Consider the following 15079-nt stretch of genomic DNA (forward strand, 5'->3'; position numbering starts at 1 on the left):
GCACTGCCCGTGGTCGAGTCGCTGCCTCAGTGCAGCTGGCTCTCGGCGAATTCCCAGTTGACCAGCTGCCAGAACCCATCCAGATAGCGCGCGCGATCATTCTGGTAGTCGGTGTAGTAAGCGTGCTCCCACACATCACAGCACAGCAGCGGCGTGCCGGCGATCTGATTCCCGGTAGTGCCGGCCGCTTGCCGGCAGCCCCGGCATCTTTGAACGCCCGGTGGGTTGCCGGCCAGCGGCCGGCACTACCCGTGGCCGAGTCGCTGCCTCAGCGCAGCTGGCTCTCGGCGAATTCCCAGTTGACCGTCTGCCAGAACCCATCCAGATAGCGCGCGCGATCATTCTGGTAGTCGGTGTAGTAAGCGTGCTCCCACACATCACAGCACAGCAGCGGCGTGCTCTCGCCGGTCAGCGGGGTACCGGCATTGCGGGTTGCCTGGATCCCCAGCTGCCCGCCCGGATGCTGCACCAGCCACACCCAGCCGGAGCCGAACAGGCCCAGCGCGGTGCGGTTGAATTCCTCGCGCAGGCGCTGGACATCGCCGAACTGGCGCTTGACCAGTTCGCCGAGCCGGCCCTGCGGCTCGCCGCCGCCGCGCGGACGCAGGCACTGCCAGTAGAACCCATGGTTCCAGGCCTGGGCGGCGGCATCGAACAGTTTTCCCTGGGCGTGGCGGACGATTTCTTCCAGTGACGCTTCTTCCCACTCGGTGCCCAGGATGCCGGCGTTGACCGCATCGACATAGGCACGATGGTGGCGGCCGTGGTGCAGTTCCACGGTCTGCGCGGAGAGGTGGGGCTGCAGGGAGCCAGGAAGGTAGGGCAGGGCAGGCAATTCGACGGGCATGGACAGGTTCGTGGCCAGAGGGCGGCGGCAGCCGGTTCCATCCGCTTACAATGGCGGCTACCGTGGGCAGTCTAGCCGACCATCACGGTCGGTTTGTCCGGCGAAGCAAGGAGTGTGGTTGTGGCGGTAATGCAGCAAATCCAGGCCGAGGTCGATCGTTACCCGCTCGTGCTGTTCATGAAGGGCACCCCGCAATACCCGATGTGCGGCTTCTCCAGCCGCGCCGTGCAGGCGTTGCTGGCGGCCGGAGCGGCCAGCCTGCGCACCGTCAACGTGCTGGAAGAGCCGGAAATCCGTGCCAACCTGCCGCGCTTCTCCAACCTGCCGACCTTCCCGCAGCTGTTCATCAACGGCGAGCTGATCGGCGGCTGCGACATCGTGCTGGAACTGTTCGAGGCCGGCGAGCTCAAGCGCATCGTCGAAGAGGCGACCCAGGGATGAGTGCGTGGCCATCGGCGTCACCGACCGAAGGGGCGCGCGATGGCCTTCCGTTGCAGGATCGCGTGGTGCTGGTGGCTGGCGCCGGGGGTGGGCTGGGCAGTGCGGCGGCGGTTGCCGCAGCGGCTGCCGGGGCCACTGTAGTCCTGCTGGGCCGCAAGCCGCGCCGCCTGGATCGGGTCTACGCCCAGGTGCAGGCGGTTGGCCCGGAGCCGCTGCTGTACCCGCTGGATCTGGAAGGGGCCGCGCCCGACGATTATGCCGAGCTGGCCCAGGCCCTGCAGCGCGAGCTGGGGAGGCTCGATGGCCTGCTGGTCTGTGCCGCGCATTTCCCGGGCCTGACCCCGTTCGAGCTGGCCGACCCGGCCAGTTTCGCCCGTGCCGTGCATGTCACCCTCACCGCCCCGGCATGGTTGGCCCAGGCCTGCCTGCCGCTGCTGCGGCAACGCCAGGACGCGGCGCTGGTGTTCGCCGTCGATGCGCCGGAGCGGGTCGGGCAGGCGTATTGGGGGGGCTATGGGGTAGCCCAGCATGGCCTGCGTGGCCTGATCGCCAGCCTGCATGACGAGCTCGGCCGCAGTCCGGTCAGGGTCAGCGGCCTGTATCCGGGACCGTTGCGCACCGCGCTGCGCGCCCGTGCCTATTCCGTCGACCAGGACCCGGCCGCGCAGGGCCCGGAGCAGTCGGCCGCCGCAGCCGTAACCCTGCTGTCCAGGGCCGGGTTGGCCTGGCGGGGCCAGATTCTCGATGCCAGCGTGACGCTGCCCCAGGTGTAAGCCCTGGGGAAAGGCCGAGTGAAGAACCCGTCACGATTGCGTTGCGATCGGGTGCCGTTTGTCGCACAACCGTCACATTGATGGCGTAGCGTGTTAATCTAGTGTTAACCGTTATGGCTACCTTCAGCCAAGCGGTAGGGAACCCCAGATAACTCTCCGACCAGCCACCCGCAGGGCTGATTGGATGCGCTTTTTTTCCGCCATCGCCAACTCGCATCGAGGCTACCGAAAAATGACCCACCCACTCCGGATGTCCAAGCTCACCCTTGGTCTCGTGGCTGCACTCGCCGCCGCTCCCGCCTTCGCCCAGAGCACCTCTGCCGGTGTCGGCGGCCAGGTCGTGTCCGCAGCAGGCGCACCTGTTGCCGGCGCTGAAGTCACCATCACCCACACCGAGTCGGGCACCGTTTCGCGTGCCACCACCGATGCGTCGGGTCGTTACAATGCGCGCGGTCTGCGCGTGGGTGGTCCGTACACCATCACCATCACCAAGCCGGGTGCTGGCACCAAGACCGAAGAAGGTGTCTACCTGAACCTGAACCAGGTCAACACCGTCAACGCCAACCTGGGCGGTGACCTGGCTGCCACCAACCTGGACGCAGTGAACGTTGTTGCCACCTCGGTGGGCAGCGATCTGTTCAGTGCCTACAAGATGGGTACCGGTACCAACGTCAACCGTGAGACGCTGGAGTCGCTGCCGTCGGTGAACCGCAACATCCAGGATTACATCCGCCTGGATCCGCGCATCTCGCAGGTCAGCAAGGCTGACGGCGCGATTTCGGTCGGTGGCCAGAACACCCGTTACAACGCCATCCGCATCGACGGCATCGGCGCAGGCGACCCGTTCGGCCTGGAATCCAACAACCTGCCGACCGAGCGTCAGCCGGTGTCGATGGATGCGATCCAGGAAATCAACATCGACATCGCCAACTATGACACCACCATCGCCGGTGGTACCGGTGCGGTGATCAATGCGGTGACCAAGTCGGGTACCAACAACTTCGGCGGCACCGTGTACTACGCGTACCGCGACAAGGACATGGTCCGCAAGGAGCTGGAAGGCGTCCGCTTCAACGGCTTCGATGACGAAAAGACCTACGGCATGACCTTCGGCGGCCCGATCGTCAAGGACAAGCTGTTCTTCTTCGCCAACTACGAGAAGATGGAGCGCTCGGCGCCGGGCGTCAGCCTGACCGACTCGCCGTACGGCAAGGGCACCATCACCGATGCCGACATCGCCCGTGCGCAGCAGATCGCCACCGGCTACGGCTTCGACGCTGGCTCGCTCAATCCCCCGGCCAACAAGACCGAGGTGGAAGAGTACGCGCTGAAGATCGACTGGAACATCAACGAGAACCACCGCGCTGCGGTGCGTTACAACAAGCTCGAGCAGAACGTCGTCCGCTTCCCGCAGATCAGCAACAGCGCGATCTCGCTGAGCACCTTCTGGTACCAGCAGCCGAAGACCTACGAATCCTGGATGGGCGAACTGTTCAGTGACTGGTCCGAGAACTTCTCGACCGAGTTCAAGATCTCGCACAAGGAATACACCTCGGTCCGTACCACCCCGTCCAGCCTGCCGCAGATCCAGGTCCGTGGTTTTGGCGGCAGCGCCAATAACTCGCTGTACTTCGGTACCGAGCAGAACTCGCACGTCAACGCGGTCGAGAGCAAGGAGCTGAGCGCCTTCGGTGCCGCCAACTGGTACATCGGCGACCACACCGTCAAGTTCGGTTTCGACTACTCCAGCAACGACCTGATGAACTACTACGGCCGCAACATCAACGGCGTGTACGTGTTCAACAACCTCAATGATTTCGCCGCGGGCAAGATCAACCAGTACATCGTGCGTGCCCCGCGCGCAGGCGGCAGCTACGATGACATCCCGGCCAAGTACACCCTGAAGAACACTGGTCTGTTCATCCAGGACAGCTGGGCGGTCAACAGCAACCTGACCGTGCAGGGCGGCGTCCGCATCGACATGCCGGACTTCAGCACCCAGCGCCTGTACAACCCGCGCATCATGGAGCTGTACGGCTACGACAACACCAAGCTGCCCGACAAGAAGCTGGTGCAGCCGCGCTTCGGCTTCAACTACACCTTCGACAGTGATCGTCCGACCCAGCTGCGCGGCGGCGTGGGCCTGTTCGGTGGCGCGGCCCCGAACGTGTGGCTGGCAGGTGCCTACCAGAACACCGGCCTGAACTACACCGAGTACACCATCAACAGCCCGGCGGCTTCGTTCTTCACCCCGAACACCAATCCGCCGTACATCCCGACCACCGGTGCCGGTGCCCGCCAGAACGTCGACATCGCTGCGCCGGACCTGAAGCTGCCGTCGGTGTGGAAGTCCAACATCGCCTTCGACCACGAACTGCCGTGGTATGGCATCGTCGCGTCGGCTGAGTTCCTGTACACCAAGGTCAAGAGCGGCATCTACTTCGAGCGCCTGGATCTGTACAAGAACGCCGGTGGCCCGTCGTACACCCGTATTGGGCAGGACGGTCGCGAGCTGTACTGGAGCCCGGAAGGCTACCTGCCGTGCGTCGGCCAGGCCGCCAACCCGACCAACTGCTCGGTGCAGCAGAACCAGACCGCCACCAATGGCCGTCGCGTTGATGGAAAGTACAACCGCCCGAGCGACATGGGCGACGTGATGCTGATGCGCAACACGGACAAGGGCAGCAGCCGCCAGTTCACCGCTGGCCTGAACAAGCCGCTGACCGAGAACTGGGGCTGGTCGCTGGCCTACACCTACACCGCCGCGAAGGAAGTCAGCCCGCTGACCAGCTCGCAGAACACCTCCAACTGGGGCAGCACCCTGATCGGTACCGCCAACGAGAACGTGGCCTATGATTCGCGCTACGCGATCAAGGACCGCGTGACCGGTTCGATCAACTGGAAGAAGGCGTTCTTCGGCAACTACAACACCACCGTGGGCCTGTTCTATGAAGGCCGTTCGGGTCGTCCGTTCAGCTACATCTACTACAACGACATGAACGGCGACGCCGCTGCCACCACCGGCGCCGGCTACTTCAACGACCTGTTCTACGTGCCGAACGGCCCGGGCGACGTCAAGTTCACTGGCGGCGCGACGATGGAGAAGGCCTTCTTCGACTGGCTGGCCGCCAACCCGCAGCTGGCGAAGTACCAGGGCCAGATCGCCCCGGCCAACGCCTTCCGCACCAAGTGGGTCAACAGCTTCGACCTGCACATCGCCCAGGAATTCCCGGGCTTCGTGAAGGAGCACAAGGGTGAGCTGGCGCTGGACATCATGAATGTCGGCAACCTGCTCAACAAAAAGTGGGGCCGCATCGAAGATTACGGCTTCAACTCGACCGCCCGCGTGGCCAGCTACGCAGGTATCGACCCGGCGACCGGCAAGTACATCTACAACTTCACCGGTACCACCGATAACCCGACCATCCAGGAAAACAACAACGACAAGGGCAACACCGGCGTGTCGCGTTGGTCGATGCAGCTGACCCTGAAGTACAAGTTCTGATCTTTCAGAGTCTGATGATGTAAGTGGAAACGGCCGGGGAAACCCGGCCGTTTTCCGTTCTTGCGAAAGTCCTTGCAGGTGACCCTGCATGGGCGTAGCATCCAGAAATGTGCGCGGTGCCAATGCCGCCGAAGCGGTCCCGGACAGGTGATCACGGGCTGCACATATCCAACGGTCGGGTTTCCCGGCCGTTTTGCTTTTTAAGGGGGCGGCAGTACAGTCGGAAACCTTGAAGGAAGCGAAAAATTGGATATGACCACGAACGAAAAAGCAGCCCGCGCGCTGCCGGTGCAGGATGCGCGGATCTACCCGCGCGGCGGGCTGGATGTGCTGTCGCGGGCCGAAGTGGCGCGCCTGCGCGATGCCTCCGCCGGCGGCATGCACGAGCTGCTGCGCCGCTGTGCGCTGGCCGTGCTGACCAGCGGCAGTGCCTCTGACGATCCGCGCGCGGCGCGCGATCTGTACCCCGACTTCGACATCCAGGTGGCGCAGCAGGATCGCGGCGTGCGCATCGACCTGGTCAACGCGCCGGCGATGGCCTTCGTGGATGGTGAGATCATCCGCGGCGTCGCCGAACTGTTGTTCGCGGTGGTGCGTGACCTGGCCTACATGGCCATCGAGATGGGCCCGGCCTATGCGGCCGAGCTGGAGTCGTCAGAAGGCATCACCAACGCGGTGTTCGGCCTGCTGCGCAACGCCCGCATCCTCAACCCGGGCGATCCGAACCTGGTGGTGTGCTGGGGCGGCCACTCGATCTCGCGCGATGAGTACCTGTACACCAAGCAGGTGGGCTACGAGCTGGGCCTGCGCGGCCTGGACATCTGCACCGGCTGCGGCCCGGGCGCGATGAAGGGGCCGATGAAGGGCGCCACCATCGCCCACGCCAAGCAGCGCCGTACCGTGACGCGCTACATCGGCCTGACCGAGCCGGGCATCATCGCCGCCGAGTCGCCGAACCCGATCGTCAACCACCTGGTGATCATGCCGGACATCGAGAAGCGCCTGGAGGCCTTCGTCCGCATCGGCCACGGCATCATCGTGTTCGCCGGTGGCGTCGGTACCGCCGAGGAGATCCTGTACCTGCTCGGCATCCTGCTGCGCGAAGAGAACAAGGACCTGCCGTTCCCGCTGATCCTGACCGGCCCGACCGTGGCCGCGCCTTACTTCGAGCAGATCGACCGCTTCATCCGCCTGACCCTGGGTGATGAAGCCGCCGAGCGCTACGAGATCATCATCGGTGACCCGGTGGCGGTGGCGAAGAAGATGGCCAACGGCATCAAGCGCGTGCGCGAACACCGCCTGGCGCAGAAGGATTCGTTCTTCTTCAACTGGTCGATCGAGATTCCGTGGGAGTACCAGCAGCCGTTCGTGCCGACCCACGAGGCGATGGCCGCGCTGGACCTGCACCACGGGCGTGCGCCGCACGCGCTGGCGGCCGACCTGCGCCGGGCGTTCTCGGGCATCGTGGCCGGCAACGTGAAGGAAGACGGCATGCGCCGCATCGAGCAGTTCGGGCCGTTCCAGATCCATGGCGATACCGACATGATGCAGGCCCTGGACGCGCTGCTGCGCGCCTTCGTCGAACAGCGCCGGATGAAGATCTCGGGCGAGTACCAGCCCTGCTACCAGGTGCTGGCCTGAACCCCGGCCGGCGCGATGGGGATCGCGCCGGGGCGGGCAGGGGAGGGCGGGTCGTCAAGGCATTGACGCCTGTCGCCCCGGATTGACCGTTCATCCCGCCACCGCTTGCCGGTAGCGGGGCGATGGCCCATCGTGGCCATCAACACGCTGGGGAGCGTCCAATGTATTTGCGCCGGCAAAACGGCTTCACGCTGGTTGAGTTGATGGTCACCGTCGCGGTGATCGCGATCCTCGCTGCCATCGCCTATCCGAGCTTCCAGAGAACCATCGACTCGAACCGGGTCATCACCACGGGCAACGAGGCCGCAGGCCTGATCGCGCTGGCGCGCAGCGAGGCAATCCGCAACAAGCGCGGCGGCGGTGTCTGCGGCAGTGACGGTGGCAGCAAATGCGACGGCAACTGGGGCGCGGGCATGCTGGCATGGGCCGATGTCAACGGCGATGGCAGCTACGCCGACGGCGAGGTGGTCATGCGTTACGTGGCGGTCAACCGCACGCTGCAGGTGACCGGTCCGGCCGGGGCGGTGATTGCCTTCGACGGCCACGGGCGTCGCCGCAGTGCGGACGCGCAGGAGATCGCCATCCAGCCGGTCAAGTGCGGGAAGCAGCCGCTGCGCCGGCGGTTGACCCTCAATGCCTCCGGGCAGCTCACCACCGTGAAAGAGAACTGCACATGAGACGTTTCCGCTCACCGGCAGGGCCCCGCTCCGCAGGCGGCTTCAGCATGATCGAAGTACTGGTCACCATCGTCGTGCTGGCGTTCGGCCTGTTGGGATTCGCATTGCTGCAGACGATGAATGTGCGTTTCGTGCAGAGCTCGAACTACCGCACGCAGGCGACCAACCTGGCATACGACCTGATCGATCAGATGCGCTCCAATCGTTACCAGTCCCAGTGGTACACCGCCGCGAGTTTCAGTGCCGGCAGCGTGACCCGGGCCGCCTGTTCGCGCCCCATCGGTGATGTGGCGATCTCCCAGAACGTGGCGCGCTGGCAGTGCCAGGTGGTACAGGCGCTGGGCGATGGCGCAAGCGCGACGGTCACCAATGCCGGTGGTCGCGTCGTAGTGGGCATTGCCTGGGCCGACCAGCGCTGGGACAAGGCCAATCCGGATTCGATCACCTCCTTCACCGCGGAGACGCAGCTATGACGCGGGGCGGCCAGACCCCCTCCAGGGCAGCGGGTATCTCGCTGGTCGAGGTGATGATTGCCATGGTCATCGGCCTGGTGTTGATGCTGGGTGTCATCCAGGTCTTTTCGGCCTCGCGCGAAGCATCGCAGTTGGCCCAGGGCGTGGCCCGGGTGCAGGAGAACGCACGGTTTGCGCTTGAGTTCCTGCAACGGGACATCCGCATGGCCGGCCATTTCGGTTGTGCCAATGATCAATCCCACGTGATCCGCAACCAGGGCGATCCGGCGGTGCGCATCGCCGGGGTGGCCACCGGTGCTGGCAGCCCGCTGGATTTCAGCGTCTCGGTACAGGGCTACGAGGCGCCCAGTACGGCGCCAGGCAACTCACTGAAACTGGGCGCCAGCTGGACCGCGCCCAGTGGCCTTCCGGCTGCGCTGCAGGCACTCAATGCGCGTGGTGGCAGCGACATCCTGGTGCTGCGCTATCTCTCGCCGGTTGGCGTGCCGGTAACCAGCATTACGCCAAGTGCGAACAGCACCATTGGTTTTGATGCCACGCTTGGCAAGCGCCTGACTGAAGATGGCGTCGCGCAGCCACGGCTGTTCGGCATCGCCGATTGCAGTCATGCCGACATCTTCATTGGTAGCTACGCTGCGGGCAGCGTTACCGCATCCAACGCCATGCTGGATCGCTACAACGCGCAGCCGACCGGCCAGACCATGATCTATCGGGCCGAGTCGATCGCTTACTACGTCGGCACCGCCGCCAACGGCGAGCCGGTCCTGATGCGTGCCCGTGCCGACAATACCGGCAATTACACGACCCGCGAAGAGCTGGTGGAGGGCATCGAAAACCTGCAGGTGTTGTTCGGCCTGGACACGTCCGCGGCGATTTCCGCTACGCAGTACCCGACCGGCAACGTCACCGTGCAGAACGTGGCCTCCGGCGTCAGTACCGGCAACGATGCGACCGCAGCAGCCCAGTGGCTGCGCGTGGCGCAGGTGCAGGTGGGCGTGCTGGCCCGCAGCCCGGAGTCCGCGTCTTCGCGTGCACCGGCCGCGGAGGTCAGCGATCCACGTGCTTTGGGCGTGCGTTTCGCACCCGGCGGCAACGATGGCCGCTATCGTGCCGCCTACGAAACCACCATCGCCCTGCGTAATCGACTTTTCGGAAACTGACGCCATGAACAGGTCCATCCGTTCTTTCAGTGCACCGGTCCGGCAGCAGGGCGCCGTGCTCTACGTCGCCCTGATCATGCTGATCCTGCTGGCGCTCATCGGCATCGCAGGCATGCAGGTCGCCGGCATGCAGGAAAAGATGGCCGCCAGCTATCGTGCGACCAACACCGCCTTCCAGAATGCCGAGGGCGTGGCCCGGCGTACCGAAAGCGCACTCGAGGCGATCACCAACCGTACCTCGCTGGCAAGCGATGCCCCGATCCAGGCCGATGCCGTCCAGCTCAACTGCGACGATGGCTACGATCCGGTGGCCTGGGGCCGGGGCAAGGAAATCACCGGCAAGGATGCGGTCAACGTGCGCCAGATCGACACCTGCATCATCGGTGGAGCTTCGCTGGCAATGGGCAAGCCGCTGGACAAGGCGGCGCCGATCTACCAGATCACTTCGTTCTCCACCGACCTGCAGTCGGGGCCGTCTTCGTCGGCCGTCATCGATACCGTATTCAAGCCTTGAGGGTCACAGGCATGTTCTCTCGCAAATCCAGCATTCTGGCCGGCATGGGGGCGTTGCTGCTCGGCTCGGGCGCCTATTTCATGTACAGCCTGTTCGCCGCGCAGGCGCAGGGTGAGTTGGCGCAGGCTCCACTGAATTCGGTAAGTTCGGCGCCGCCGGCCTTCATCATGGCGGTGGACGACTCGAACTCGATGACGTTCGAACGCATCTTCGCCGGCGGTGACGGCCGCATGCGATGGAATGGCAGCAGTTTCTTCAGTTCGGCCGGCGTCTTCTACGATGTCGGAACGGCCTGTGATGGCAATTCGGTCGACTGCTACCTGTATCTGTTCCCGCACTCCGGCTATAACCGCTCCTACAGCTATGGCCGTGCGATCCCGCCGCTCGACATCTTCGGCTTTGCGCGCTCGCCGGCCTACAATGCCGGCTACTTCAATCCCAGCGTCAAGTACGATCCCTGGCGCCTGGCGGCCGCCGATGCGAGTGGCAACGTGCTGATGAGTGATGCCACGCCGTCCAGTACGCGTGCGGACCCGCGCAGCGGTTCGGATTTCAGCAACGATTACGGCACCATCTACAACCTGACCGCTAACCGTGCCGTGACCAGCGAGAGCTTTGCCATCCTCGTCGGCATGACCGTGCCGAAGGGCACGTCGTATTACGCAAATGGCGAGGTCTGCAATACAACTTACAGGTCGGGTAGAAACACCTACTCGAACAACGATGGGCTTCCTGACACGGGAGGCAAGTGGGGCACGCTGTCCAACGACTGGGTCGCCCCGACGAATTGCCAGCTGCCTATCCAGTATTTCCCCGCAACCTTCTATCTCCCGGAGGCCACGCCGGCACCGGCAGGGTACAAGACTGACGCCACCAGTCGTCCATTGATCAGGAATGCCTGCGGCCCGGGTTGCAACCTGTACCGTTACACCATTGTCAGCGGCAACTACAGCAGCGGCTACGCCGACGCCATCAAGAACTACGCGAACTGGTTCCAGTACCATCGCAATCGCATCCTCTCGATGGTGGGTTCCTCGACCCATGCGATGGGCCAGGTCGAGAACATGCGGATCGGCTACTTCACCATCAACAACCGCACCAACGTGACGATGTATGACGCCGTCAAGGAGCGTTCGTCGCTGTTCAACCAGATTCTCTCGTTGAAGCCCAATGGCGGCACGCCCAACCGGCAGGCCGTTGACTTCCTCGGCCAGCAGTTCCAGCGCACAGGTGCTGGCGCGCCGGTGGCACTGGCCTGCCAGCGCAATGGCGGCATGCTGTTCACCGACGGCTACACCAACACCAATTCGGCCTCGGCGACCGACTACGGCAACGCTGACTCCACGGGCAGCACGCATTTCCCCGGCGCACCTTTTGCCGACGGCTACAAGAACACCATCGCCGATATCGCGGCGGCCTACTACGATGGTCCGCTGGTTCCGCTGCGCAAGGGCGACAGCTTCCCGGCAGGGCAGGTTCCGGTCAGCAAGCAGTGCAGCACCCTGGACAAATCGTCGGCGGACTGGAAGCGGATGGATTGCCAGACCAACCTGCACATGAATTTCTACGCCGTCACGCTTGGTGCGCAGGGCAAGATCTTCGAGGTCAACCAGGCGGCTACCAAAGACCCGTATACCAACGCACCGAACTGGAATGCCAATGGTGACCCGACCGCTTCCGACGATGGCCGCGTCATCGACGAACTGTGGCACGCCACCATCAACACGCGTGGCGAGTTCATCAACGCCAAGACGCCGTCTGAAGTGACCGCTGCAATGCGCCGCGTGCTGTCGGCGGTGGCTGCCGGTTCCTCGCCGTCGGGTAGCATCGCCCTGACCGGTGCCCGCATCGGTGCAGGCTCGCTGAGCGTGACGCCGCGCTACGAGGTTGCAAATGAAGGTACCGATTGGTTCAGTCGACTGACCGCCAGCCAGGTCTCGGTCAATCCGAGCACGCGAGCCACCGTGTTCACGCCGATCTGGGAAGCCAGCACCAAGCTGACCTCGCCCTCTGCGCGCAAGGTGTTCTTCGCCAATGGCACCTCGGTCAGCCCCTTCAGCAGTTCCAACGTGACATTGGACCTGCTGTGCGGTACGCCGGCCGGCAAGTACCCGGCGATGAGCCGCTGCAATGCCAGCGATCTCACCGCGCTGGGTGCGGACGCTGACAGTGCGGTGGCCTACCTGCTGGGCGACACCTCGAAGGAGGTGCGCAATGGCGGCAAGCTGCGTGATCGTACTGCGGTGCTGGGTGACATCATCAATTCCGCGCCGGTGATCAGTTCGCCGATCGATGACTACGGCTACCGGTCACTGGCTGGATTGGGCGCCTCCTACGACGCCTACATGAAGACCAAGAAGGGCCGTGGCTACATGGTCTATGTGGGCGCCAACGACGGCATGCTGCATGCATTTGATGGCGGCATGGACGCGGCCGGCAAAGTGACCGCATCCGGTGGCAGTGAAGCGTTTGCCTACATTCCGGCCACCTCCGTCGGCCACATGGGCAACCTGCTGCGACCTTACAACGCGCTCAACGCCAAGGACCAGGTGCCGCATCGCTATTTCGTCGATGGACCGCTGACGGTCGGTGATACCTACTACGGTGGTGATTGGCACACTACGCTGGTCGGTACCACCGGTGCGGGTGGGCGTGGCGTGTTCGCATTGGACGTGAGTGCGCCGGGTTCGTTCAACAGCTCAAGCCGGCTGTGGGAGATAAACGATCTGACCGGGGGCTCGCAGGCCATCCGGGACAACATCGGTTTCGTGCTGGGCAAGCCCGTCATCGTGCCGGTGAAATCGGGCAACAGCGTGAGCTGGAAGGCGATCTTCGGCAATGGATACAACAGCGCCAGCGGCAAGGCCGTGCTGTTTGTCGTAGACATCGGCACAGGTACGCCGAACGTGCGCATGATCGAAGCCACCGAGTCCGGTACGGGCGCGCCCGGTGGAGTCAATGGACTGGGCAACATCGTTGTGCTGGACCGCAAGGACAACAGTACTCCTTCGCGGGCGGTGCGTGATGGCTTTGCCGATACGGTCTACGGCGCCGATGCCAACGGCGCGATCTGGAAGTTCGACCTGCTGTCGACGTCCAATTCGGTTTCCACTCCGGTGTTCACCACGCTCAGCTACGTCGAGTCGAAGACCACCTATCGCCAGCCGATTACAGGTGGCCTGGCGGCGACGGCGGGCGAGGGTGGGGGCGTGCGCCTGATCTTCGGTTCGGGCAGCTTCTCGTTCCTCAACGATCCGTCCGATACCTCCATCCAGTCGCTGTACGCGTTCACGGATCGCTCCGACACCACCACCACGACGGTCACCCGCGCCAACCTGACACCTTATGCGGTATCCACCGGGACAGATGGGCTGTCGCGCACGGTGAAGCTGGGTACGGCGCCTTCTGCTTCTCAGGGCTGGTACATCGACCTGCCTTCGGGCGAACGCTTCGTAGGTAACCCCGAGGTCGTCTCCGGCATGGTCTTCCTGCCTACCTATGCGGCATCGCTCAGCACCACCGGTTGCAGCACCGTTGGCAAGAACTGGTTGTTTGGCCTGGACGTCCGGACCGGTGCGCCGGCACTGTCCAACGTGCGCGTGGGCTCGCCCACGGGCAAGTCCTACACCGATGGAACCGCGGCCGTGGCGCTCGATACGGGCGGTACCGCGCCGGTCAAGGATGCCCTGGTCTCGACGGCCCCGCGCCCGCCGGTCATGCCACTGGCTCCGGGAACACCGCCGCCACCGCCGCCCCACTGCGTGATGGCCATCAACGTCTCCGGTTCCGAGGCGATGTACCTTCCCGCTCCCTGTGGCCGCCAGTCCTGGCGCCAGATCCAGTAACGGAGATCCAGAGCATGCGTTCCATTCGTTCATCCGGCCGGCTGGGTTTCCAGCGTGGTGCCCTTGGCTTCACGCTGATCGAGATGCTGATTGCGGCTGCCGTCATCGCCATCCTGGCTGCAATCGCCATCCCGTCCTACCAGGAAGAAGTGCGGCGTTCGCGGCGGGCGCAGGCCAAGGCGGATCTGGTCGAGTACAGCCAGATGGCCGAACGCTTCCACACGATCAACAACACCTACCAGGGGTACGCGCTGGCCTCGACCAAAACGCCGCGTGAGGGAAGCGATACCTGGTATGCGATCACCATCGAGCAGGCCCAGTCCACCTTCACCATTACTGCGACGCCCAAAGGGGGGCAGGCGAAAGATTACTGCGGCACCCTGACCATCAACCAGGCGAGTGCCAAGACCCCGGTGGAATCGAAGGCGTCGGGCTGCTGGTGAAGGCGCGGCGCGGGGGTGTTGCAACATCGTGCGGAACCCCATAGAATGCGCCTCCCCGCCCGAATAGCTCAGCCGGTTAGAGCACTTGACTGTTAATCAGGGGGTCGTTGGTTCGAGTCCAACTTCGGGCGCCAGATCCTGCAGAAGCCGCGAGCAATCGCGGCTTTTGTCGTTCCAGGCACTTGCTGTCCCGCAGACGCTACAAGCAGGCGGGACGATGCCGATGTACCTGGGAACGGACTCTTCCGCTGTTGTTGACGATGATCTCGCTGTGAAGCATGCCGCCTACGCATAGCGAGATCGTCAGATTGGTGCCAAAGCTGCGACCGTTGGAGGCGTAGCGCAATGCGGGGCGGCCACTGCTGGAACGAACCTGAAGGTGACCCTGCCGGCGCCCTGCATGATGGCGGAGGATTGCTTCTGGACCGGAGGGCTCACCCGTGCGATCGGGGTCGAGAAAGATCAACCAGCCGACGCCCCAGTCCTGGCCGCATCCGAAGCCATCGCTGCTGGCGCAGATGGTGACATCCTGCTGTCGCGAGATGGCCGTGGCCCGGGCCGAAGCGAACGCAGCCAGCAAGTGGTTCTTCATCTGTTCCGCCCGTACCAGGTTGATGGCATTTCGCAGGCCGGGAAGCGCCACTGCAACCAGGATCGCCAGCAGGGCGATCGCTGTGAGCAACTGTATGAAGCTGAATCCGGTACGGGAGGCGGTGAGCTGGCGCACGATGGGCCTCAAGCGGTGTTGGAGGCCCCGACT

The 15079-nt window shown here is 64.1% G+C and carries 12 protein-coding genes, 1 tRNA gene and 1 pseudogene; 11 read left to right on the forward strand and 3 right to left on the reverse strand.

All coding sequences use genetic code 11. The features are described 5' to 3' along the window. Positions 1-26: 26 nt before the first annotated feature. Positions 27-152, reverse strand: a pseudogene (locus tag ACMZPQ_RS05410) (Fe-Mn family superoxide dismutase); the annotation flags it as partial. A 116-nt stretch (positions 153-268) separates the two neighbouring features. Next, positions 269-847, reverse strand: coding sequence for a superoxide dismutase (locus ACMZPQ_RS05415; RefSeq protein WP_197584106.1), 579 nt, complete (start codon positions 845-847; stop codon positions 269-271). Between the two features lie 120 nt (positions 848-967). Between ACMZPQ_RS05415 and grxD the strand changes: the two genes are divergently transcribed. The 11 genes from grxD to ACMZPQ_RS05470 all read left to right on the forward strand — a co-directional run bounded on the left by grxD (position 968) and on the right by ACMZPQ_RS05470 (position 14453). Next, positions 968-1288, forward strand: a complete 321-nt coding sequence (gene grxD / locus ACMZPQ_RS05420) for a Grx4 family monothiol glutaredoxin (protein WP_197584104.1) — start codon at positions 968-970, stop codon at positions 1286-1288. After that, positions 1285-2061, forward strand: coding sequence for an SDR family NAD(P)-dependent oxidoreductase (locus ACMZPQ_RS05425; protein WP_197584102.1), 777 nt, complete (start codon positions 1285-1287; stop codon positions 2059-2061). Before grxD ends, ACMZPQ_RS05425 begins: the two co-directional genes overlap by 4 nt. A gap of 232 nt (positions 2062-2293) precedes the next feature. Continuing rightward, on the forward strand, positions 2294-5566 hold the full coding sequence (locus ACMZPQ_RS05430) for a TonB-dependent receptor (protein ID WP_197584101.1): 3273 nt from the start codon (positions 2294-2296) through the stop codon (positions 5564-5566). A gap of 252 nt (positions 5567-5818) precedes the next feature. Further along, positions 5819-7207 carry a nucleotide 5'-monophosphate nucleosidase PpnN gene (gene ppnN / locus ACMZPQ_RS05435; protein WP_006429576.1) on the forward strand — a complete coding sequence of 463 codons (1389 nt, stop codon included), beginning with the start codon at positions 5819-5821 and terminating at the stop codon, positions 7205-7207. Positions 7208-7368: 161 nt separating this feature from the next. After that, positions 7369-7884 (forward strand): GspH/FimT family pseudopilin, encoded by a 516-nt coding sequence (locus ACMZPQ_RS05440; RefSeq protein WP_312646136.1) that lies wholly within the window; start codon positions 7369-7371, stop codon positions 7882-7884. Then, a complete protein-coding gene (gene pilV / locus ACMZPQ_RS05445) occupies positions 7881-8357 on the forward strand; it encodes a type IV pilus modification protein PilV (RefSeq protein WP_197582807.1) in 477 nt (158 codons plus the stop codon). The genes ACMZPQ_RS05440 and pilV overlap by 4 nt, the downstream gene beginning before the upstream one ends. Then, positions 8354-9517, forward strand: coding sequence for a PilW family protein (locus ACMZPQ_RS05450; protein WP_197582808.1), 1164 nt, complete (start codon positions 8354-8356; stop codon positions 9515-9517). Before pilV ends, ACMZPQ_RS05450 begins: the two co-directional genes overlap by 4 nt. Positions 9518-9521: 4 nt before the next feature. Next, positions 9522-10031, forward strand: coding sequence for a PilX N-terminal domain-containing pilus assembly protein (locus ACMZPQ_RS05455; protein ID WP_197582809.1), 510 nt, complete (start codon positions 9522-9524; stop codon positions 10029-10031). 11 nt (positions 10032-10042) lie between these two features. Beyond that, a complete protein-coding gene (locus ACMZPQ_RS05460) occupies positions 10043-13876 on the forward strand; it encodes a pilus assembly protein (RefSeq protein WP_197582810.1) in 3834 nt (1277 codons plus the stop codon). 14 nt (positions 13877-13890) lie between these two features. After that, positions 13891-14319, forward strand: coding sequence for a type IV pilin protein (locus ACMZPQ_RS05465; protein ID WP_197582811.1), 429 nt, complete (start codon positions 13891-13893; stop codon positions 14317-14319). Positions 14320-14376: 57 nt separating this feature from the next. Then, a tRNA-Asn gene (locus ACMZPQ_RS05470) sits at positions 14377-14453 on the forward strand. Positions 14454-14518: 65 nt separating this feature from the next. Here the strand turns inward: ACMZPQ_RS05470 and ACMZPQ_RS05475 are convergent. Next, positions 14519-15046 (reverse strand): GspH/FimT family pseudopilin, encoded by a 528-nt coding sequence (locus ACMZPQ_RS05475; protein ID WP_197582812.1) that lies wholly within the window; start codon positions 15044-15046, stop codon positions 14519-14521. Positions 15047-15079 lie beyond the last annotated feature (33 nt).

It is taken from the genome of Stenotrophomonas maltophilia, from assembly GCF_047497515.2.
Lineage (GTDB): Bacteria > Pseudomonadota > Gammaproteobacteria > Xanthomonadales > Xanthomonadaceae > Stenotrophomonas.